At 72.7% G+C, this 20,773-nt stretch carries 17 protein-coding genes; 6 read left to right on the forward strand and 11 right to left on the reverse strand.

Going from position 1 to position 20,773, the window contains the following annotated elements:
- The first annotated feature begins 131 nt into the window (after window positions 1–131).
- From ABZ464_RS05585 to ABZ464_RS05605, 5 genes are all read left to right on the forward strand, one after another.
- Window positions 132–1,115, forward strand: a complete 984-nt coding sequence (locus ABZ464_RS05585) for a C-terminal binding protein (RefSeq protein ID WP_359271339.1) — start codon at window positions 132–134, stop codon at window positions 1,113–1,115.
- Between the two features lie 240 nt (window positions 1,116–1,355).
- The gene (locus ABZ464_RS05590) at window positions 1,356–2,771 is read left to right on the forward strand and encodes an APC family permease (protein WP_359271342.1); all 1,416 of its coding nucleotides are present in this window, start codon (window positions 1,356–1,358) and stop codon (window positions 2,769–2,771) included.
- 144 nt (window positions 2,772–2,915) lie between these two features.
- A complete protein-coding gene (locus tag ABZ464_RS05595; RefSeq protein WP_359271344.1) occupies window positions 2,916–4,220 on the forward strand; it encodes an FAD-dependent oxidoreductase in 1,305 nt (434 codons plus the stop codon).
- Window position 4,221: 1 nt separating this feature from the next.
- Window positions 4,222–4,674, forward strand: a complete 453-nt coding sequence (locus tag ABZ464_RS05600) for a flavodoxin domain-containing protein (protein ID WP_359271347.1) — start codon at window positions 4,222–4,224, stop codon at window positions 4,672–4,674.
- 39 nt (window positions 4,675–4,713) lie between these two features.
- A complete protein-coding gene (locus ABZ464_RS05605) occupies window positions 4,714–5,925 on the forward strand; it encodes a cytochrome P450 (protein WP_359271350.1) in 1,212 nt (403 codons plus the stop codon).
- Window positions 5,926–6,109: 184 nt separating this feature from the next.
- On the opposite strand, the gene ABZ464_RS05610 is transcribed toward ABZ464_RS05605, so the two are convergent.
- The 7 genes from ABZ464_RS05610 to ABZ464_RS05640 form a co-directional block, all read right to left on the reverse strand.
- Complete coding sequence (locus ABZ464_RS05610; RefSeq protein ID WP_359271353.1) at window positions 6,110–6,598, reverse strand: GNAT family N-acetyltransferase; 489 nt, start codon at window positions 6,596–6,598, stop codon at window positions 6,110–6,112.
- A 93-nt stretch (window positions 6,599–6,691) separates the two neighbouring features.
- A complete protein-coding gene (locus ABZ464_RS05615; protein WP_359271356.1) occupies window positions 6,692–9,004 on the reverse strand; it encodes an SWIM zinc finger family protein in 2,313 nt (770 codons plus the stop codon).
- Entirely contained in the window at window positions 9,004–11,931 is a 2,928-nt protein-coding gene (locus ABZ464_RS05620) for a DEAD/DEAH box helicase (RefSeq protein WP_359271359.1), read from the reverse strand. Before ABZ464_RS05620 ends, ABZ464_RS05615 begins: the two co-directional genes overlap by 1 nt.
- 53 nt (window positions 11,932–11,984) lie before the next feature.
- Entirely contained in the window at window positions 11,985–12,578 is a 594-nt protein-coding gene (locus tag ABZ464_RS05625) for a sugar kinase (RefSeq protein WP_359271362.1), read from the reverse strand.
- A complete protein-coding gene (locus ABZ464_RS05630; protein ID WP_359271365.1) occupies window positions 12,575–12,754 on the reverse strand; it encodes a hypothetical protein in 180 nt (59 codons plus the stop codon). The genes ABZ464_RS05625 and ABZ464_RS05630 overlap by 4 nt, the downstream gene beginning before the upstream one ends.
- Entirely contained in the window at window positions 12,751–13,899 is a 1,149-nt protein-coding gene (locus tag ABZ464_RS05635) for an ROK family glucokinase (protein WP_359271367.1), read from the reverse strand. The genes ABZ464_RS05630 and ABZ464_RS05635 overlap by 4 nt, the downstream gene beginning before the upstream one ends.
- Window positions 13,900–14,082: 183 nt before the next feature.
- Complete coding sequence (locus ABZ464_RS05640) at window positions 14,083–14,820, reverse strand: GntR family transcriptional regulator (RefSeq protein ID WP_359271451.1); 738 nt, start codon at window positions 14,818–14,820, stop codon at window positions 14,083–14,085.
- 129 nt (window positions 14,821–14,949) lie between these two features.
- Between ABZ464_RS05640 and ABZ464_RS05645 the strand changes: the two genes are divergently transcribed.
- Complete coding sequence (locus ABZ464_RS05645) at window positions 14,950–15,954, forward strand: Gfo/Idh/MocA family oxidoreductase (protein ID WP_359271370.1); 1,005 nt, start codon at window positions 14,950–14,952, stop codon at window positions 15,952–15,954.
- 101 nt (window positions 15,955–16,055) lie between these two features.
- On the opposite strand, the gene ABZ464_RS05650 is transcribed toward ABZ464_RS05645, so the two are convergent.
- The 4 genes from ABZ464_RS05650 to ABZ464_RS05665 form a co-directional block, all read right to left on the reverse strand.
- Window positions 16,056–17,240, reverse strand: a complete 1,185-nt coding sequence (locus ABZ464_RS05650; protein ID WP_359271373.1) for a cytochrome P450 — start codon at window positions 17,238–17,240, stop codon at window positions 16,056–16,058.
- A gap of 44 nt (window positions 17,241–17,284) precedes the next feature.
- The gene (locus ABZ464_RS05655) at window positions 17,285–17,956 is read right to left on the reverse strand and encodes a response regulator transcription factor (RefSeq protein WP_359271374.1); all 672 of its coding nucleotides are present in this window, start codon (window positions 17,954–17,956) and stop codon (window positions 17,285–17,287) included.
- A gap of 80 nt (window positions 17,957–18,036) precedes the next feature.
- Window positions 18,037–19,320: a histidine kinase gene (locus tag ABZ464_RS05660; protein ID WP_359271376.1), complete on the reverse strand. Its 1,284-nt coding sequence runs from the start codon at window positions 19,318–19,320 to the stop codon at window positions 18,037–18,039.
- A gap of 270 nt (window positions 19,321–19,590) precedes the next feature.
- Window positions 19,591–20,406, reverse strand: coding sequence for an MHYT domain-containing protein (locus ABZ464_RS05665; protein ID WP_359271378.1), 816 nt, complete (start codon window positions 20,404–20,406; stop codon window positions 19,591–19,593).
- Between the last annotated feature and the right edge of the window lie 367 nt (window positions 20,407–20,773).

Consider the following 20,773-nt stretch of genomic DNA (forward strand, 5'->3'; position numbering starts at 1 on the left):
GGTTCCGACAACACACCGTTTCCAGTTCGGACGTATTCCGATTCCACGGCACCGGACCCGTTGACGGGCTGTTCGTCGGTCCTTACGTTTCATTTCACTTTCCCCGCGAACAGGTTTAGGCGGCTGTTGAAATGTCTCTTGCAAGCAGCACCGAAATCCCAGCCGGCACCGCCGGTCCTGCCGGAGGCCTGCTCCTTGTCGGCCCTCAGCAATACCCGAGCCTGGAGCGGGAGCGGGCACTTGCCGAGGAGTTCGGGCTGGACTTCGTGGTGGCGCCCGACCGGAAGGCGTTCCGCGCAACGATTCCCGAGGCGACCGTGGTGATGGTGACCCCGTACGCGCCCGTCGAGGCCCAGGACTTCGCCGCGATGAAGAAGTGCATCGCCGTGGTGCGGTACGGCATCGGCTACGACAACATCGACGTGACAGCCGCCCGGACGAAGGGTGTCCCGGTCGCGATCGTGCCGGGTGCGGCGACCGAGGAGGTCGCGTCGCACGCGCTCACCATGGGGCTGCTGCTGGCGCGGCGGATCCCGGCGGGGCAGTCGGCCATCGAGGCGGGCCAGTGGGCAGGCAGCGTCGGGATGGACACGCCACGGTTCTCCCAGCTGGACGTCGCCGTCGTGGGCATGGGCCGGATCGGCCGCCAGGTCGCCCGGTGGTACGCGGCCCTGGGCACGAACGTCCGCGCCTACGACCCGTTCGCGACCTTCGACTCGGTGCCGGCCGCGCCGCTGAAGGAACTGCTCGAACAGTCCGACGTGGTGTCGCTGCACCTGCCGCTGTCGGCCACGACCAGAAACCTGATGTCGGCCGAGGTCATCGGACGCATGCGACACCGCTCGGTCCTCGTCAACGTCTCGCGCGGCGGGCTCGTCGACGAGGCCGCGCTGGCGGACGCGCTGCGCTCCGGGCATCTGGCGGGTGCGGGTCTGGACACCTTCACCACCGAGCCACTGCCGGCGGACCACGTCCTGCGCTGCGTGCCCAACCTGGTGATGACCCCGCACGTCGCGTGGCGGTCCGACCTGGCGATGGACGCGCTCCAGGAGGCCGTCGTACTGCGCGCCCGGCAGGCCCTGACGGGCCGGCCGCTGTCGGACCTGGTCACCTGACCGGACCGGCGTCGCGCCGGGCCACCTCCCCCCACACCCGAACGTCTGCGCGGGCACTGACGCCGGCGCAGCGAGCTCCACGCGGTGAGCACGTCCTGAACAGGACGGCATCCCCCGGGAGGCGACACCAACCCCAACCGGCCCCGCGGTAGCTCGGGTGGGCCCCATCAGGAAGAGAAACTCATGGCAAGACAAGAGCAGGTCCCCACCGTGAGTGGTGAAAGACGAAAGGCGGAAGTCGTGGATCAGCCGCGACGACTGCAGGGCAACATGGGCGTCGGAGAGCTCGCCATGAGCGTGCTCGCGTTCTCCGCGCCGCTGACCACGGTGGCGGGGTTCATCCCCGTGCTGCTGATGTACGGCGGCAAGACCGGGCCGGCGATCTACATCGTGGCCACGGTCATACTCCTGGCCTTCTGCGTCGGCTTCACCCTGATGGGCCGCGTCGTGCCGAACCCCGGCGGCTTCTACGCCTTCGTCACCCAGGGACTCGGCCGCTCGGCCGGTCTCGGCGGCGCGTTCCTGGCGACGTTCGGCTACTTCATGATCGGGTTCTTCGCCCCGCCGTTCTTCGCCATCACCATCCAGAGCTATGTGGAGAAGAACCTCGGCGGTCCCCACATCGCGTGGGGCTGGTACGCGCTGGCGATCGTCGCGGTGACCACCGCGCTGGCCTACCGGCGCATCGACCTCTCGGCGAAGGTGCTGACCGCCGTCATGGTGCTCGAAGTCGTGGTCGTCGTCGTCTTCGACATCGCGTCGTTCGCGCACGGGGCCCCGTCGGGCACCGGAGGTGCCTCGCTGGGCCTGCCCTCGGTCACCGACCCCAACATCGGTCTCGCCCTCCTGTTCGTGGTCGGCAACTTCTTCGGCTTCGAGGCCACCGTCATCTTCCGCGAGGAGGTCAAGGACCCCGACCGGACGATCCCCCGGGCCACCTACCTGTCCGTGGCGGGAATCGGTCTCTTCTACGCCCTGGCCGCATGGGCCTACATCGCCTTCACCGGCGCGGACCGGGCGCAGGCGGCGGCCACGGCCAACCTCGGCGGAATGTTCACCGACGCGCTGACCGCGCTGGTCGGCAAGACCGTGGTGGACGTCGTCACCGTCCTGCTGATGACCTCGATCCTGGCGTCGATGCTGTCCATCCACAACGTCACGGCACGGTACATGTACTCCCTCGGCACCGACGGTGTGGTGCCGACGGCGCTGGGCAAGGTGCATCCCCGGCACGGGTCGCCGTACCTGGCCGCGTCCATCATCGGTGCGCTGTGGGCGATCGGCGTGGTCCTGTTCGTGGCGCTGGGCAGCGACCCGAACGTCCTGTACGCGCGTGCGTCCGGCATCGGTTCCTTCGCGATCCTGCTGCTCCTGTTCGCGGCGAGCGTGGCGGTGTTCTTCTACTTCCGCCGCAATCCGTCCTCCGAGCCCGCGTGGAAGACCGCGGTGGCACCGCTCGTGTCGGCCGCCGGGATCGGCGTGGTGGCGTACCTCGCGGTGGCGAACTACGCGGACCTGCTCGGCGGCTCCGGCTTCGTCACGTCGTTCTTCCTGTTCTTCACCTTCGCCCTGTTCCTCGTCGGGATGGTCCACGCGCGGGTTCTGCGTGGTCGGCGCCCCGAGGTCTACCAGCGCATCGGCCGCCAGGAGCTGTGACGGCCTTCCGCTGACGGCGGCCGACCTCGATCGAGCGATCACGTCCTTCGCGAGAACGTGGTCGGCGCCCTCTACGCTAACTACCGTTAGTTAGCTACCGTTCATCGCACCTGTCGAAACTCTTCCGCAGCAACCGAGGTAGTCATGAGAACTCCGGCAGAGACAGCGCCGAACCGACCGGCCGCCGCCACCGGCGACGGGTTCCCGTTCCGGGTCGCGGTCGTCGGCGCCGGCCCCAGCGGGTGTTACACGGCCCAGGCTCTGCGCAAGGGACAGCCGGACGTCGAGATCGTCGTCCTCGACTCCCTGCCGACGCCGTTCGGGCTGGTCCGGTACGGCATCGCGCCGGACCACCAGGGCGCCAAAGCGGTGTCGCGTCAGTTCGAGCGGGTCTTCGCGCAGCCGGGAGTGGAGTTCGTCGGGAACGTGTCCGTCGGGACCGACGTCGGCTTCGAGTCGCTTCTCGAGCACTTCCACGCGGTCGTCCTCGCGACCGGGCTGGGGGCGGACCGGCAACTGGGCGTGGACCAGGATCCGGACGCCCGGGTCGTCGGCGCCGGAGAGCTGGTCCGGCTGCTGAACTCGGACCCGGACGCCCGTCTGCGCCACCGGCCGGGCGGCCTCGAAAGCCTCGGTGCCGAGGTCGTCATCCTCGGCACCGGGAACGTCGCGGTGGACGTCGCACGGCTGCTGTCGAAGTCCGACCTGGACTTCATCGCGTCCGACGTCGATGACGACGCCCTGCGCGCGGTGGCGCCGAGCCCCGTACGAACCATCCACATCCTGGGGCGATGTCCGTCGCATCTGGCGAAGTGGGACGGGTCCATGGTGAAGGAACTCGCCCAGGTCGTCGGTGTCCGGGTGAGCGTGGACGGCACACCTCTCCTCGGTGAGCCGACGGTCTCCCCGCGGACGGCGGTGAACGTGCGGTTCGAGCAGGTTCCGGCCTCGATCCGGCGGCACGACGGCCGGATCCGGGTGACGACGCACCGGGCGGGCGACGGCGGGCAGGTCGACCATCTCGACGCCGACACCGTCATCACGGCGCTCGGGTTCGAGTCCTCGGCGGCGCACGTGGCCCGGTCCGGTGGCCTTGAGGCGCCGAACGTCTTCCGGGTGGGCGGCCCGGCCACCGGCCGGCTGGGCAATCTGGCGGAGAACCGGAAGCTGGCGGCGGACACGGCGAAGGACGTCCTCGCCTTCCTCCGCGGCCAGGACCAGCGGCACCGTGCGGGCCTGGACGGGCTGCGCGGCCTGCTGCCCGCCTCGGCGGTGGGCTTCGAGGCGTGGCGGCGCATCGACGACGCGGAGATCCGGCGTGCCCGGCCCGACAGATGCCGGACGAAGTTCACGACCAGGGACGAACTCCTCGCCGCGGCGGCGGGTTCCGCCGTCCTGCCTTCCACCCCGCTGGCCGCGACCGGGCCATCGACAACCCAGGAGAAGTGAGATGACTGTCGTACACGTCCTGTTCGGGACCGAGTCGGGCAACGCGGAAATGGTCGCCGACGACATCGCCGCCGCGTTCGGCGGCCAGGGATTCGAGACCGTGACCGCGGAGCTGACCGACGTCGAGGTGTCCGACCTGGCGGCCATGGAGATCGCGGTGTTCGTGAGTTCCACCTACGGAGAGGGCGGGCTGCCGGAGACCGCGGCTCCGTTCTACGACGCGCTCATCGCGCGGCGCCCCGACCTGACCGGCGTGCGGTTCGCGGCGTTCGGGCTGGGCGACAGCATCTACGCGACGTTCAACAACGCCATCGACACCCTCCGCAGGGCGCTCCTGGAGCTCGGCGCGGAGCAGATCGGCCCCACGGCCAAGCACGACGCCGCGTCGACGACCCCGGCCACGGAGCTCGCCGACACCTGGGCCCGGGACCTCCTGACCCTGCTGCCCGCCTGACCCGGGCCCGGCCTGACCAGACCCGAAGGAGTGACGGAGATGAGCTTGACCATCGAGGAAGCCTCGGCGCTGTTCCCGTGGAACGACGAGGGATTCCGGGCCGACCCGTACCCGGCGTACGAGCGGGCCCGCGCGATCGCGCCCGTGCACCGGACGACGGAGAACACGTACGTGGTGCTGAACCACGCGGACACCACTCACCACGCGAAACTGCCGTGCATGCGGATCGGGGAGCCGCCGTCGTTCGCCGCCGCCGGCGAGCACGTTCATCCATGGACCGCGTTCGACAACACGGTCCTGTCGAAGGACGCGCCGGAACACACCCGCATGCGGCGGCTGACGAACCGTTGGCTGACACCGAAGATGATCGGCACCTGGGCGCGGCTGACGCACGACTTCACCGTCGAGGCACTCGACCGGCTCGCCCCGGGCGACGTGGTGGACGCCCACTTCGACCTGGGCGTGATGCCGACCCATCTGACGATGTGCCGCATCCTCGACATGCCCGTGGGTGACGTGGAGGGGATGTTCTGGGCGCTGTGGGACGCGATGCTCATCAACGCGACCGCGCCCGGTGAGGGCATCCACGCGAGGTCACTGGCCGGGATGACCTTCATGTTCGACGAGACCGAGCGGTACGTGCGGGAGAAGCAGACCGCCGAGGAGCCCGGGAACGGCCTGGTCGACGAACTCCTCGCGGCCCACGGGCGCGGCGAGCTCACCTGGCGCGAGGTCCTGGAGACCACGGTGCTGCTGTACATGTCGGGCGGCCCGAACCCCGCCTACCTCATCGGTGCCGGATTCAAGCTGTTCGCCGAGCGGCCGGACCTGATGCGCGAGTTCAGGGAGAAGCCGGAGATCCGGGACGCGTTCATCAACGAGCTGGCTCGGCTGAATCCGGTGGAACTCATCATCACCCGCTTCCCGAACGAGGACATCGAGATCCAGGGCGTGCACATCCCCGCCGGGTCCTGCATCAAATACCCGATCGGCGCCGCGAACCGGGACCCGGCGGTGTTCGAGAACCCCGACGACTTCGACTACAACCGTCCGCCCGACGCAAGCCGGAACCTGACGTTCGGACTCGGTACCCACGCGTGCGCCGGACAGCTGCTGGCGCGGGCCGAGACCAGCGTGATCCTCGGCCTCGTCGCCGAGCGGTACTCCTCGGTCGAACTCGCCGGCGATCCGCTCGAGGTCCGCACCGACCGACTGGTCGCGTTCGACAAACTGCCGGTCCGCCTCTCCTGATCCGAACGGTCGACTCGGCCGGTCCGTCGCGCTGTGAAGACCACGGCAGTCTGCCCCCACGGTGATCCGTGGGGGCACACTCTTGCCGGAGTTTCGAGCGGCCGGGCCCCGTCCGCTGTGCGGCGCTCCCGCGAACCGGCCACCGTGCCGGCGAAGCCGGTGCCCCGTCGACCGGCGCACCGCGTCATCCCGGAGGAATGCGAAACTCGAATTCGGGACGGTCCCACGGAACGGCGGGCGGGTTCGCGAACGCGGTCCCGGTCCGCACCGCGCCGACGCGGTGGTAGAAGTCCGCGGCGGGAAGGTGCGACACGACCTTGAGACGGTCGATCCCGGCAGCACGGGCCTCGGACTGCATGTGCGCGACGAGCAGCCGTCCGATACCCCGCCCTTGCACGTCGTCGGCGACGAACAGCAGGTCGAGCTCCGGTGGAGCGACGACGAGCGAGTAGAAACCGAGGACCCGGCCTCCGTGCTCGTCGGCGCCGACGGCCACAAAGGTGCGGTGGGCCTCGATGTAATCAGGACCGACCCGGTAGCCCGCGACTGCGGCTGCGTACTTACCCGCGTAGGCGCCTGAGCCACGCACGAGCCGCGTGAGCCGTTTGGCATCCCGCGCGACGGCCCTCCGTATCGTGATCGGCCGACTGATCGGGGAAGTGCGTGCACTCATCGGGAGAGTATTTCGCACCGGGCGGTGCCTTCGTGCGGCGGGTCGGCTGCTCGGCAGGCGTTCCTGCACCGCCGGCGGATACTCCCACCCGGCTCACGCCCACATCTCACGGCTCCTCGGTGCCGCCCCGCCCAGGCCGGTCAGGGCGCCCACCGGGTCGGGGTCGGGGGTGCCGCGGGGCCACCAGTCGTCGTGGCCGGGTTCGGACTCGTACGGGTACCAGAGGCCGTCCCGGCCGAAGCGGAGCTGGACATGGCCGGCGGGGTGGGTGAGGTGGTTGCGCCAGGGGCGGAAGGCGGGGAGGTCGGCGGCGAGGAGGAGCGGGCGGGCGCGGTCGAAGCGGCCCGCCGGCGGATCCCACGGCTCCTCCAGGACGGTGAGACCGTCCGGACCGCCCTGCCGCCAGGCGGCGACCGCACGCGCCAGTTCGGACGGGGTGCGGCCGGCGGCGGAGGCGAGCGAGGCGTACAGGGCGCGGGTGGCGGCGGTGAGCCCGGAGCCGGGACGGGCGGCGGCGAGCCGTACGGCGTCCTGCCACAGGGTCAGTTCGCCGATCTCGTCGTGGCCGGTGGCGAGCAGCGCATGGGCGCGGGCGGCGGCGTCGGTGGCGAGCTGGTCCAGCGCGAAGGAGTCGGGGCCGTTCGGTGCGGAGGGGTAGGCCGGGGGCTGCTCGGGGTGCGCCGGGACGGGCAAGGGGGCGGGCAGCGGCGGCAGTCGACGCGCCGGGCCCGCGGCGACCGCCTCCGAGGCGCGCACGCCCGGCAGGGTGGCCGGTTCCTGTTCCTGTGCGGCCCGGGCCGCCCGCGTGGCGTTACGGCGGGACAGCGCGTCCAGCAGCTCTCGCTCGCCCCGGCCGCGCAGCAGGAGCAGGACGAACGGGTCGGCGTCCAGCAGCCGCGCCGTCTGGTAGCAGAGGGCCGCGGCGTGTTTGCACGGGTGGGCGCGGTCGGGGCAGCTGCAGTGCGGTTCGAGGTCGCCGGGGCCCGGGAGCAGCGGCACCCCGCAGTCGGCGAGGGATTCCGGCATCTCCTTGTCGAGCAGCGCGGCGATGTGCGCGGGGCGGTCCACGGCGGCGTCCAGGAACCGGTCCCAGTCCTCCTCCCCGAGCGTCCGCAGCCGCACCTGCACGCGGTACGGGCGGGGGCGGCTGCCCTGCACGTACGCGAGGACGAGTCCGGGGGTCACGGTGATGGCGTCGACGTGCCCCTGCTGGGCGTACCCCCGGCCCCGCGCCAGCCGCTTCACGTCCAGCGCCCCTTCCTCCAACGCGGCCACCCAGGCATGCCCCCACCAGGTCTCGGCGAACCGGGTCTCCCCACCCTCTCCGGGCACGGGAAGCGCCGGGAAGGCGGGAAAGGTACGCCGATGGTCGCCGTCACGGGAGGGGGCGGCCATGGAGCGGGGGGAGATGGGGGTGGGAGCGGGGTGAGGGGGGTCGGGGAGAGTGGGCGAAGTGGGAGGCCTGGGGGGACTGGGGGGACTGGGAGGACTGGGAGGACTGGGGGGACTGGGAGAGGTGGGAGGCGCAGGAGGGGCAGGAGGGGTCGGGTCGGGCTCGTGTGCGGGGCCCGGGCTGGACGCGTCGGCGAGCGTGGGAGGGGTGAGAAGGGCAGGAAGGGCGGGGGACGGCTCGTGTGCGGGGTCCGGGTGGGGCGCGTCGGCGAGTGTCGGGGTGGGGCGTGGGGTGGTGGCGGCTCGGTCGAGCGCGGGGGTCGGTGCGGTGGACGGGGGCAGGTCGTCGGCGGGCATCCGGAAGGCGTCGGCGAGTGACTCCCGTACCAGCCGGGCGCGTTCGCGGGCCTTGCGGTCACCGCTGACGACGTCCCTCGGCCGGTTCGGGCGACGCAGGACCGGGTCGGCGGTGCCGGGAACGGCGGGACGCTCGGCGCCTCTGGCCGACGTCCTGGCCCGCCCGGCGTCCGACTCCCCCGCCTCGGCCGCGCTCTGCCGCGCCTGAGCCCGGGCGGCCCGCAACGCCTCCCGCGCGATGTCCCCGGGACGCGCGGTCGGCTGGGGGGAGTCCGCGGAAGGGGCGCCCGGGGCGGCCCTGTCCTCCGGGGCGGAGCCGCCCACGCCGGGGTCGGCGCTCGGGGCGGGGCCGCCGCCCGCGGCGGGGGCGGTCGTGTTCGGCCCGGCTTCGGTGGGGGCGGCTTCCGGTGCGGTCTTCTTCCGCGCCCGGGCGACCAGGTCGTCCCGTCCGGGCGGCGTCTCCCCCGGGCGAGGTCCGGCCGATGCCGATGACGGCCGATCCGTGGTCGGCTCCGCGGCGTGCGGCGTCGGCGCCTGGCTCCCCCGCTCCCGCGCCGCCCGCAGGGCGCGGCGTGCGGCGTCGGCCGGCCGCTCGGCCGCCGTGTCGCTCGCCCCGGACGCCTCCACCGGCTCCCCGCTCCCCGCTCGTTCGCTCATCACGCCTCCCTCCGCAGCCGCACCAGGTCGGTCAGTTCGCGGTGGGTGAGTTCGGTGAGGGCGGACTCGCCGGAGCCGAGGACGGCGTCGGCCAGGGCTCGCTTGGACTCGAGCATCTCGGCGATGCGGTCCTCGACCGTGCCCTCGGTGATGAGGCGGTGGACCTGGACGGGCTGGGTCTGACCGATGCGGTAGGCGCGGTCGGTGGCCTGTTCCTCCACCGCCGGGTTCCACCAGCGGTCGAAGTGGACGACATGACCCGCGCGGGTGAGGTTCAGGCCGGTGCCGGCGGCCTTGAGGGAGAGGACGAGAACAGGGGTGGCGCCGGCCTGGAAACGGTCCACCATGTGCTCGCGCTCCGGGACCGGTGTGCCGCCGTGGAGCAGGTCCACGGGGATCGCCCGGTCGGCGAGATGGGCGGTGATCAGACGGGCCATGCCGACGTACTGCGTGAAGACGAGCACCGAGCCGTCCTCGGCGAGGACCGTGTCCAGCAGTTCGTCGAGGAGGGCGAGTTTGCCGGAGCGCGCGGCCAGGCGTTCGCCGACGGGGGTGCCCTCCTCCTTCAGGTACAGCGCGGGGTGGTCGCAGATCTGCTTCAGCGCGCCCAGCAGCTTCAGCACCAGGCCCCGGCGCGCGATCCCCTGGGCCGTCTCGATGGCGAGCAGCGACTCGCGCACCACCGCCTCGTAGAGGGAGGCCTGTTCACGGGTGAGCGGCACCGGGTGGTCGGTCTCGGTCTTGGGCGGCAGCTCGGGGACGATCCCGGGATCGGACTTCTTGCGGCGCAGGAGGAACGGGCGGACCAGACGGGCGAGCCGCTCGACCGCTTCGGTGTCCTCGCCGTTCTCCACCGCGCGGGCGTGCCGGGCGCGGAAGGACTTCAGGGGGCCGAGGAGGCCGGGGGTCGTCCAGTCCAGCAGGGCCCACAGTTCGGAGAGGTTGTTCTCGACGGGGGTGCCGGTGAGGGCCACGCGCGCGGGGGACGGGATCGTGCGGAGCGCCTTCGCCGTCGCCGAGTAGGGGTTCTTCACATGCTGTGCCTCGTCCGCGACGACCATGCCCCACGGCTGTGCGGCCAGCGTGGCGGCGGTCGAGCGCATGGTGCCGTACGTGGTGAGGACGAAACCGCCGGTCAGGTCGGCCAGGGAGCGGTCGGGGCCGTGGAAGCGGCGGACGGGGACGCCGGGCGCGAAGCGGGTGATCTCGCGCTGCCAGTTGCCCAGGAGGGAGGCCGGGCAGACCACGAGGGTGGGTTCGGCGCGGTCCCGCCGCAGGTGCAGGGCGATCACGGTGATCGTCTTGCCGAGGCCCATGTCGTCGGCGAGACAGCCGCCGAGACCGAGGGAGGTCATCAGGTCCAGCCAGGCCAGGCCGCGGAGCTGGTAGTCGCGGAGGGTGGCGTGCAGCCCGGGGGGCGGCGCCGCCGGGCGCACGCCGGCCGTGAGGCGGTCGCGCAGGGCGGCGAGGGCACCCACGGGCACCGCCTCTACGCTCTCGCCGTCGACCTCGGCGGTGCCGGTGAGGGCGGCGGACAGGGCGTCCACCGGGTCCAGCAGGCCCAGTTCGCGTTTACGGGCCTTGCGGACCAGCGCCGGGTCGACCAGGACCCACTGGTCGCGCAGCCGCACCACCGGGCGGTGGGCCTCGGCCAGCGCGTCCATCTCGGCCTCGCTGAGCGGGTCGCCGCCGAGCGCCAGCTGCCAGCGGAACTGGAGCAGTTCCTCGCTGTCGAAGAAGCCGGTGCCGTCGGTCGCCGAGCCCGGCGCGGGCCGGACGACCGCCGTCGCGCTGAGGTCCTGCGCCAGGTCCCTGGGCCAGTGCACGGCGACTCCGGCCGCCGCGAGCCGGGTCGCCGCCACGCCGAGCAGATCGCCCAACTCGTCCTCGGACAGGGCCAGTACGTCCGGCGCCTCCTGTTCGGCGAGCCGGGCCAGCGGCGGCCACACCCGCGCCGCGCGCCGCACGGCGAGGGCGGCGTCCACGCGCGCGCGAGGTCCGAAGGCCGCGTCCGCCTCGCCCGCCCACAGGGCCGCCGCGTCGGTCACCAGGGTCGGGTCGGCGAGGCTGTGCACCTGGACGATCGCGGCACCGGCGGCGCGCCCCCGCCCGGCGTCGTCGGAGGCGTCGAACATGTCGTACGCGCAGAGGTCGAGGCGGAGCGAGATGCGCACGCCCGCGTCCATGCCGGCGGCGACCTCCGCCGCCCAGTCGTGCGCTCCGGGCAGCCGCTGGGGCCGGCGGTCGGCGAAGGGGTGTCCGGCGGCGTGGGGTGCGGCCGGGGTGCGGGGCAGGGTGTCGGCGACGGCGTCCAGGAAGGCGCGCAGCAGGGCCTCCGGCTGCGGCAGCCGGAGCGGGCCCGGGCCGGGCAGGGGGACGGCGTGCCCCTCGTGGGGCAGGGCGGCGGCGATCGCGCGCAGGTGCGCGATGTCCTCCGGGTCCAGAGGGCCGGCCCGCCAGGCGTCGTGGCCGGAGGGCGTCAGCCCGGGGAGCAGTCGGCCACGTGCGGTGAGCCGCAGCGCGTGCAGCGCGGCGGCGCCCCAGCAGGCGGTGGCGGGGTGGGCGGCGGGATCGCGGCGGGCGCGCACCAGCAGCGGGAGCGCGCGGTCCAGGGGCAGGGTGAGGGCGGGGACCTGCTTGCGGCGGACGGTGGCGCCGTGCGGGCGGACGACGGTCAGCTCGGTCGGATCGGTCCAATCGGTCCGCCCCGTCCGACCAGTCCGATCGGTCCGATCGTTTTGCTCGACCGCTCCCCCGTCGTCCGGGCCGTCCCGGCCGTCCGGAGGAGCCGTGGGGTCCCAGAAGGCCATCCGGCCCTCGCGTGGGAGCGGAGCGGGCAGGAAGACCGCGGCGAGGCGCAGCGGGACGCCCGCCTGTCCCGTCGGAGACCTGTCACTCGTACGCACTTGTCCACCTCCCGTCCGCATCCCGGATCACTCGTCTTCGACTCTACGGGCGGGGTCTGACAATCGGTCCCGGCCTAGGGAACCGTGCGCGAGACGACGTACACGAAGGGGTAGACGGGGTTGCCGTAGTTCACGACGACGTCGAGGGTGGGCGTGGGGTCCTTCTTCTCGACGACCATGCCGTAGAACTCGCCCTTGCGGGCGCCCGGTCCCTTGAATTGCCAGCCCGTGATGCCCTGGTCGCGGGCGCTGATGGTGATGTCGCCCCGCTCCAGGTCGGTCCGGTCGGCGCCGATCTGGCGGAGGAACTGGTCGAGGCCGGCGTGCGTGGTCTGGAACTGCACGTAGAGGCGGCTGGTCTTCCAGTTGTTCGTCTCGTAGTAGGCGACCTGGTTGGACGGGTGCGGGACCGGCACCTGGTAGAGGCGGCGCTGGACCTTGGAGGGCCAGCCGGCGGTCAGGCCGGTCGCCGAGTACTTCGCCTCCTTGTCCTTGCCGCTGTCACGGCTCTGGTTGGCGGAGATCACCAGGTACCCGGCCGGGACGCCGATGAGCAGCACGATGATCAGCAGGGTGAGCGCCCTGCGCCGGATCACACGGCGGCGGTCCTCCGGCGGCCGGGGCGGCTCGTCGGGGGGCGCGGCCTGGCGGGGCAGCGAGGCGGTCATGCGGTGTCCCAGGTGGTGCGGATGGTGCCGGCGGTGCGGAGGGTGCTGGTGGTGGTGCCGGTGGTGCGGGCCGCGCGAAGGGCGCGGATGGCACGAATGGCACGGATGGTGCGGTTGGTGCGGGCCCCACGGCCGGTGGCGGCCGCGGGGGTCGTACGGGGTGGTGCCTGGATCATGCGGTGTCCCGGGCGCGGCGGGCGGCGTCCGTGAACCGTTCGAAGCGTTCGTAGCGCTCGACGCGGCGCCGCTTGGCGCGCCGGAAGCGGCGGGCGACCAGGCGCGCCAGGTCCGCGGCGCCGACCATGCCGGCCTCGGGGCCCAGCTGGGCGCGGACGATCCGGGCCTCGGGGCGGTAGCCGCGCCCCGTGAGCTGACGCTTGAAGGCGTCGCGCGCGGGGCCGATGAGCAGCTCGTCGGCGGCCGACACCCCGCCGCCGATCACGAAGCACGAGGGGTCGAGCGCGGCGGCCAGGTTGGCGATGCCGACGCCGAGCCACTGGCCGATGTCCTGGAGCAGCTCGATGCACATGGCGTCGCCCTCGCGGGCCAGCTCGGTGATCATCGGGCCGGTGATGTCACCGATCTGCCCCTTGACGTGCTCGATGATCCCGTACGCCACCGGGGAGTCGGCGGCGGCGAGCTCCTTGGCCTCCCTGACCAGGGCGTTCCCGGAGCTGTACTGCTCCCAGCAGCCGCGGTTGCCGCACGGGCAGCGGTGGCCGCCGGGCACGACCTGCATATGGCCGAACTCGCCCGCGACGCCGTACTTGCCCCGCTTGACCTGGCCGTCCTCCAGGATCGCGCCGCCGATGCCGGTGCCCAGCGTGATCATGACCAGGTGGTCCTCGCCGCGGCCCGCGCCGAAGCGCCACTCCGCCCAGGCGGCGGTGTTGGCGTCGTTGTCGACGAGGACGGGCACCGAGAGGCGGCCGGAGAGCCGGTCGCGCAGCGGCTCGTTGCGCCAGGACAGGTGGGGGGCGAACAGGACGCGGTTGCGGTCGGCGTCGACCCAGCCGGCCGCGCCGATGCCGACGGCGTGCACGTCGTGCCGGTCGGACAGGTCCAGGACCAGTTCGACGATCGTGTCCTCGACGACCTTGGGGCTCTTCGACTTGTCCGGGGTCTCGGTGCGGACCTTCTCCAGGATGTTGCCGTCGGCGTCGACGACGCCCGCCATCACCTTGGTGCCGCCGATGTCGATGCCCACCGTCGGCACGCGGGGCGCCGTCAGGTGTGAGCGGCGCTCTCGGGTGCCCACTGTCCGCAGTGCGGGGGCACGCCTGGAGCCGATGGGGGCGCTGAAGTTGCCGTAGGTGCTCATCGTCGCCGATTCTGCCTCACGGTTGCGGTGGGTGCCGAGCGGGGCGGAAACGGGGTGGTTCCGGACCCGTGCCGGGTGCGGGTGCGTCGTGGCCGGTCGCGCAGTTCCCCGCGCCCCTTCGGGCTGCCCGCGCGGCCCGGTGTTGTCAGGACAACCGGACCACTGCCCCGTCTCGAGCTCCGCTCAGGCCCGTACGAGGAGCTGGAACTCGAACGAATAGCGGCTCGGGCGGTAGATGTGGTCGCCGAATTCGACCGCGCGGCCCGTGTCGTCGAAGGTGGTGCGTTGCATGGTGAGGAGCGGGGCGCCGGGCGTCTCGGTGAGGCGGTCGGCCTCGGCGGGGGTGGCGGCGCGGGCGCCGATGGACTGGCGGGCGCTGTGCAGGGTGATCCCGGCGGCCCGCATCAGGCGGTAGAGGCCGGTGGCCTCGAGCTGGCCGGTGTCCAGGTCGAGCAGGCCGGACGGAAGGTGGTTGCAGAGGTACGCCATCGGCTCGCCGTGCGCGAGCCGGAGCCGTTCCACGCGGTGCACCTCGCTGCCCTCGGCGACGGCGAGCGCGGCGGCGACCTCGGCGGAGGCGGGGACGACCGTGTTGGCCAGGACGGTCGTCGCGGGGCGCTGGCCGGCCGCCTCCAGGTCGTCGTAGAGGCTGCTGAGCTCCAGGGGGCGCTTGACCTGGCTGTGCACGACCTGGGTGCCGACGCCCCGGCGGCGTACCAGCAGACCCTTGTCGACGAGCGACTGGATCGCCTGGCGCACGGTCGGGCGGGACAGGCCGAGGCGCGCGGCGAGCTCGATCTCGTTGCCCAGGAGGCTGCCGGGGGTGAGCGATCCGTGCTCGATCGCCGCCTCGAGCTGCTGGGACAGCTGGAAGTACAACGGCACCGGGGAGCTTCGGTCCACGCGGAGTTCGAGCTGCACGGTCGGGTCCACTTCTGGTTTCGGCACCCGCCGAGCGTAGCCCCGAGCGCTGTTGACGGGAAGTTGTGTAGTTCGGTTGTCCGGACATACGCATTGACATCGTGTGGCCTGCGAGGTCACTTTGTTTTCATGCGCATCGGGGTCATCGGGACGGGCCGCATCGGCACGATTCATGCGAACACACTGAGCCGTCACCGCGAGGTCGGATCCCTGATCCTGACGGACGCGGACCACGCGCGGGCGCAGGAGCTCGCGCTGCGGCTGGGGGAGACGGCCGCCCCCGGGGTGGACGAGATCTTCCGCTGGGGCGTGGACGCGGTCGTGATCACCACGGCCACCTCGGCGCACGCCGAACTGATCGGGCGGGCGGCACGCTCCGGGCTTCCGGTGTTCTGCGAGAAGCCCATTGCCCTGGACCTGGCGGGCACCTTACAGGCGATCGCGGAGGTCGAGGCCGCGGGAACGGTCCTGCAGATGGGGTTCCAGCGCCGCTTCGACCCGGGCTACACGGGGGCGCGGGAGGCCGTGCGGTCCGGTCGGCTCGGGCGGCTGCACACCGTGCGGGCGCTGACCTCCGACCAGTCGCCGCCGCCCGCCGAGTGGCTGCCGGTGTCCGGCGGGATCTACCGGGACGCCCTGATCCACGATTTCGACTGTCTGCGCTGGGTGACCGGGCGCGAGGTGCGCGAGGTGTACGCGGCCGGGTCCGACGCCGGTCCCGCGATGTTCCGGGCGGCGGGGGACGTCGACACGGCGGCGGCGGTCCTCACCCTCGACGACGGCACCCTCGCCACCGCCACGGCGACCCGGCTGAACGGCGCCGGCTACGACGTCCGCATGGAGCTGGCCGGGGAGCTCGACCAGATCGTGGTGGGTCTGGACGACCGTACGCCGATCGCCTCCACCGAACCCACCGGTCCGCCGGCCGCGGACAAGCCCTGGGGCGGTTTCCTGGAGCGCTTCGGGCCCGCGTACGAGGCGGAGCTCGTCGCGTTCGTGGAGGTGCTGCGGGGCGAGCGCGCCAACCCGTGCGACGGCAGGGAGGCCCTCCAGGCCTTCCGGATCGCGGAGGCCTGCGCCATCTCACGCCAGAACCGCAGACCGGTGTCCCTGGCGGAGATCCCGGGAAATTGAAACAGAGGTCCAACCCTCCACCTCAGGGGCGCGGGGAACTGCACGACAAGCCCCAACGCACCCGCACCCGACCACAGTCCACAACACACCGCACCGGCCCCTTACCACCGCACCGGCAGACTCCGCATCCCCCGCATCAAGGGTCCCGGAAGCCAGTCGCCCGGCGGCCCGTCGAGGGCCAGGGCGGGAGCCCGTTCGAGAAGGGACCGCAGGGCGGTGCGGGCCTCCAGGCGGGCCAGCGGGGCGCCCAGGCAGTAATGCAACCCGTGGCCGAAGGCGAGGTGGCCGCGGGTGTCGCGGCGGATGTCGAACCGGTCGGGGGCGGGGTAGCGCCCCCCGTCCCGGTCGGCGGCCGTGAGGCCGATCATCACGGCCTCGCCCGCGGCGATGGGCGTGCCGGCGATCTCCAGCGGCTCGGCCGCGAAGCGGAACGTGGCGTTCTCCACCGGGCCCTCGTAGCGCAGGGTTTCCTCGACCGCGCCGTCGAGGAGGGTCATGTCGGCGCGCAGAGCGGCGAGTTGGTCCGGATGGGTCAGCAGGGCGTGGACGGCGTTGGTGATGAGGTTGACCGTCGTCTCGTGCCCGGCGATGAGCAGGACGAACGCCATGCCGCGCAGTTCGCCGGGCGAGAGCCGGTCGCCGTCCTCGGCCGTGGTGCGGATCAGGTCGCTCAGCAGGTCCCCGCTCGGGCCCGCGCACCGCTTGTCCTCGATCAGTTCGGTGAGGTACTCGGCGAGCCGGACGAACGCGTCGTACTCGCTCTGCGCGCCGGTCGGTGCGACGGCCTCGGTGGACAGCTGCCGGAACCCGGCGCGGTCGGGTTCGGGGACGCCGAGCAGCTCGCAGATGATCGTGAGGGGCAGCGGATACGCGAGGGACTCCACGAGGTCGGCGCGGCCCCTCGGCAGCATCGCGTCGAGCAGGGAGTCGGTGACGGCCTCGATCCGCGGCCGCAGTTCCTCCACGCGGCGCACGGTGAAGGCGCGGGAGACCAGCGCGCGCAGCCGGGTGTGCTGCGGCGGGTCGGCGTTGAGCAGGTACTTGCCGATCAGCTGCTCGTCTAGGAACGTGACGCCGACGCGGCTGCCGTCCTTGGCCAGCCGGGGGTCGGCGAACGCGGCGCGCGCCTCCCCGTGCCCCACGACGAGCCAGGTCTCGTGGTGCGCGTCGGGCGGGGGCAGCCGCACCCGGTGCACCGGGCCGCGCTCGCGCAGGCTCGCGTACACCGGATGCGGGTCCCGGCGGAACGCGTCGCCGTACTCCCCCAGGTCGATCACCGTCGTCATGGAATCCCCCTCCCCGTCACCCTCACAACGCCCGGGGGCCGCGACTAGTGCCCTTCCTCGTCCAGGAGGCCCGCGTCGTACGCCAGGAGGGCGATCTGCACACGGTTGTTGAGGCCGAGCCGGGCCAGGATGCGGGACACGTGGGCCTTGACGGTGGCGACGCTCATGAAGAGCGCGGCGGCGATCTCGGCGTTGGACAGGCCGCGGCCGACCGCGACGGCGACCTCCCGCTCGCGCTCCGCGAGGACGGTGAGCCGCTCGCGCGCGCGGGTGCGCCGGGTGTCGGCGGCGGAGCCGGCCGCGTGGTCCATGAGCTGGCGGGTGACGGTGGGCGACAGCACGGGGTCGCCGCCCGCGACCCGGCGCACGGCGTCCAGGATCTCGGCGGGCGGGGTGTCCTTGAGGACGAAACCGGCGGCACCCGCGCGCAGGGCGCGCAGGACCTGTTCGTCGGCGTGGAAGGTGGTGAGGACCACGACCTGCGGGGCGTCCGCGCGGCGGCGCAGCCGTTCCGTGGCGGTCAGGCCGTCCACGGCGGGCATCCGGATGTCCATGAGGACGACGTCGGGCCGCACGCGGTCGACGAGCGCCTCGGCCTCCCCGCCGTCGGCGGCCTCGCCGACGATCTCGATGTCGTCGGCGCCGCCCAGCATGAGGGAGAGACCGGCGCGCACCAGGGGATCGTCGTCGACGAGGAGGAGTCGGATCGCAGTCATGGCGTTACGTAACCACGGTCGGGAAGGGTGCGATGACGGTTTCGGGCGCGGGAGTCGCGGGCCCGTGGCCCTGGCCGCCGTCAAGCCGACGCCTCGGGCCAGGGGAGCCGGCCGCGCACCTCGAACCCGCCGTCGTCCCGGGGCCCGTGCTCCAGCCGTCCGCCGGCCAGGGTCGCGCGTTCGGTCAGTCCGATCAGTCCCTGCCCGGAACCGGGGACGTGCGGGACGTCGCCGTCGGGGGCGGCGTTGCGCACCACCACGGTGAGGCCCGCACCGGGACCGCCCTCGACGGTGACCTCGGCCTCGGTGCCCGGGGCGTGCTTGCGGGCGTTGGTGAGGCCCTCCTGGGCGATGCGGTAGGCGGTGCGGCCGACGGAGGCGGGTACGGCGCCGGGGTCGGTGACGCGCTGGTCGAGGGTGACCTTCAGGCCGGCCTCACGGGACTCGGCGACCAGCGCGTCCAGGGCGGCCAGCGTGGGCTGCGGGCGCCCTGCGTCGTCGGCCTCCCCGGCCCGCAGGACGCCGATGATCTCGCGCAGGTCCTGCAGGGCCTCGTGGGCGCTCTCCCGGATGACGCCGGCGGCCCGCTCGATCTCCTCGCGGGGCGCGTCCGGGCGGAACTCCAGCGCGCCGGCGTGCACGCTGAGCAGGGTCAGCCGGTGGGCGAGCACGTCGTGCATCTCGCGTGCGATGGCCTCGCGCGCCAGCCGCTGCGCCTGCTCGGCCCGCAGCCGCGCCTCGGTCTCGCCGCGCCGGGCCCGGTCGCGCAGGCTCAGCATGAGCTGCCGCTTGGACCGTACGAACATGCCCCAGCCGATGACCGCGACGGTGAGGATGACCGTGAACACCACGACCGCCGGGTAGGCCAGGTCGGGGTCGGGGCGCAGCCAGAAGAACAGCGGGATCAGCAGGAGGTTGGCGCCGCCGACGAACGCCACGTACCGGAAGGGGCGGTGCACGGCGAGGGTGAACAGGGCGATCGTGCAGACGCCGCCCGCCGTGTCGGAGAGGAAGCCGACGGGGATCATCGCCACGGCGAGGCCGAGCGGCCAGCGGCGGCGCAGCCAGAGCGCGGCGCAGGACAGCGCGCCCAGGAGCTGGTCGGTGACGGCGAGCGCGCGCGGGAGATCCTCGTCGGCGCCCAGGCTCCGGGCGGCGATCAGGCCGACGGCGACGGCCACCAGGAAGCAGGTGGAGTCCACGGCCCAGTCGCGCGCGGTGCGCCGGGGCGGCCGCCCGGCCCGCCCGGTGTCCGGGTCGAGCTCGGCGACCAGCGCGGACGGCAGCAGCCAGGTGCGTCGTACGAGCGCCGGCACGGTGTGCAGCGCGTCGGGTGTCCGTGCCGCGCCGTCCTGTCCCCTCATGGCCGACCAATCTACGCAGCGCGGAGCGCCGGCACCTCCCTGCCGACGGGACCGTCGACGAAGGTCGCGCCACCGCCTACTTTCGGCGCGCCCCGCCCGGCCGCCGCGCGCCTTCCGTCCGGGCCGCCCCGCCCCTCGGCCGATGCGCGCGCCCGCGGCTTTCTGGACGGGTACGAGGTGTATGTGAGCGGGGCGCCGGTCGTGCCGGCGGTCACGCTGTTCGCCGCCGCGGAGAGCCGGAAGTGGGGCTGAGGCGCGGGGCGGCGCCCCCTACCAGGAGGTGTGCGGCGGCGACGGAGGGGACGGCTGCTGGGCCAACTGCCGGGCCGGGGACGTCGCAGGGGTCCAGTCGTCGTCGCCGAGCATCATGTCGGGGTCGAACATGACGATGACGGCGGCGATCAGCAGGACCGCGAGGGGGCCGGCGAGCATGACGAGGAGGAACGACAGGAGGCTGGTGGAGGACTGGGCGGTGGCGGATGTGCCGGTGAGGTGGACGGAGACCGCGGCCATGCCGGTGTAGTGCATGCCCGTGACGGCCACGCCCATGACCAGGGCCGCGCCCAGGCTCGCCCAGAGCCGGTGGATGGAGACCGCCGCCCAGAGGGCCGCGGTGGCGGCCGCGACGGCGATCGCGACGGACAGCGCCACCGTCGGGGTGTCGTAGTGCAGGGTGCCGTTGGTGTGGATGGCGCCCATGCCGAGGTAGTGCATGGCGGCGACGCCGAGACCGGTGACCGTGCCCGCGATGGCCAGGTTCGCCGGGGAGCCGCCCCGGTAGCCGACGAGGAACACGCCGAGGGCGACGACGACGATCGCGACGGCGAGGCTGAGCAGCGTCTTCGTCGGGTCGTAGCCGACCAGGGCGCCCTGGACGCTGAAGCCGATCATGGCGATGAAGTGCATGGTCCAGATGCCGCAGCCGATGGAGACGGCGCCCAGCGCCAGCCAGGCGGCTCTGCGGTGCGGGCGGCGCATCGATCTCGTCGTGCACCGCAGCCCCAGTGCCGCGCCCAGACAGGCCATCAGATAGGCGGAAACCGGAGTCACCGCGCCGTAGTAGAAGTTGGAGACGGTCGCGGTCATCGAGGTCCCTTCGCGTGCTTTTCGGCTCGGCCCGGTGGCCGTGACCGAACCGGTCGATCAGATCAAGCCATCTGGCCGAATTGTGCACGATTCAATCACACAAAGCACACACGTCCCCCACATTGCGCATCCGTTCACCGAATCGATACTTCAACCCCTGTCGCCCCAAAACACTCTCAAAGCACCCATTTCGGATGAAACGGCGAGCAGGCAGCCGCCGTTCGCCCGGCCGGCCGCATTCCTGGAAACCCCGGATATCGGGTTTTATTCATACGCCATGAGATCGAACTCATATGCGGGTGCAATGGGTTGCGCATTTCCGGGGAGCAACGGGCTTCGCGCGCTCGGCGAGAGCGCTGAATGCGCC

It is taken from the genome of Streptomyces sp. NPDC005820, assembly GCF_040630255.1.
Classification (GTDB): domain Bacteria; phylum Actinomycetota; class Actinomycetes; order Streptomycetales; family Streptomycetaceae; genus Streptomyces.

Bases quoted from the DNA above. Each gene is read 5' to 3' on its own strand.
- ABZ464_RS05595 (WP_359271344.1), top strand. From the start codon at position 2,916: ATGAGAACTCCGGCAGAGACAGCGCCGAACCGACCGGCCGCCGCCACC.
- ABZ464_RS05610 (WP_359271353.1), bottom strand. From the start codon at position 6,598: ATGAGTGCACGCACTTCCCCGATCAGTCGGCCGATCACGATACGGAGG.
- ABZ464_RS05650 (WP_359271373.1), bottom strand. From the start codon at position 17,240: ATGACGACGGTGATCGACCTGGGGGAGTACGGCGACGCGTTCCGCCGG.
- ABZ464_RS05635 (WP_359271367.1), bottom strand. From the start codon at position 13,899: ATGAGCACCTACGGCAACTTCAGCGCCCCCATCGGCTCCAGGCGTGCC.
- ABZ464_RS05605 (WP_359271350.1), top strand. From the start codon at position 4,714: ATGAGCTTGACCATCGAGGAAGCCTCGGCGCTGTTCCCGTGGAACGAC.
- ABZ464_RS05600 (WP_359271347.1), top strand. From the start codon at position 4,222: ATGACTGTCGTACACGTCCTGTTCGGGACCGAGTCGGGCAACGCGGAA.
- ABZ464_RS05645 (WP_359271370.1), top strand. From the start codon at position 14,950: ATGCGCATCGGGGTCATCGGGACGGGCCGCATCGGCACGATTCATGCG.
- ABZ464_RS05630 (WP_359271365.1), bottom strand. From the start codon at position 12,754: ATGATCCAGGCACCACCCCGTACGACCCCCGCGGCCGCCACCGGCCGT.
- ABZ464_RS05585 (WP_359271339.1), top strand. From the start codon at position 132: ATGTCTCTTGCAAGCAGCACCGAAATCCCAGCCGGCACCGCCGGTCCT.
- ABZ464_RS05660 (WP_359271376.1), bottom strand. From the start codon at position 19,320: ATGAGGGGACAGGACGGCGCGGCACGGACACCCGACGCGCTGCACACC.
- ABZ464_RS05665 (WP_359271378.1), bottom strand. From the start codon at position 20,406: ATGACCGCGACCGTCTCCAACTTCTACTACGGCGCGGTGACTCCGGTT.
- ABZ464_RS05615 (WP_359271356.1), bottom strand. From the start codon at position 9,004: ATGAGCGAACGAGCGGGGAGCGGGGAGCCGGTGGAGGCGTCCGGGGCG.
- ABZ464_RS05625 (WP_359271362.1), bottom strand. From the start codon at position 12,578: ATGACCGCCTCGCTGCCCCGCCAGGCCGCGCCCCCCGACGAGCCGCCC.
- ABZ464_RS05620 (WP_359271359.1), bottom strand. From the start codon at position 11,931: ATGCGGACGGGAGGTGGACAAGTGCGTACGAGTGACAGGTCTCCGACG.
- ABZ464_RS05655 (WP_359271374.1), bottom strand. From the start codon at position 17,956: ATGACTGCGATCCGACTCCTCCTCGTCGACGACGATCCCCTGGTGCGC.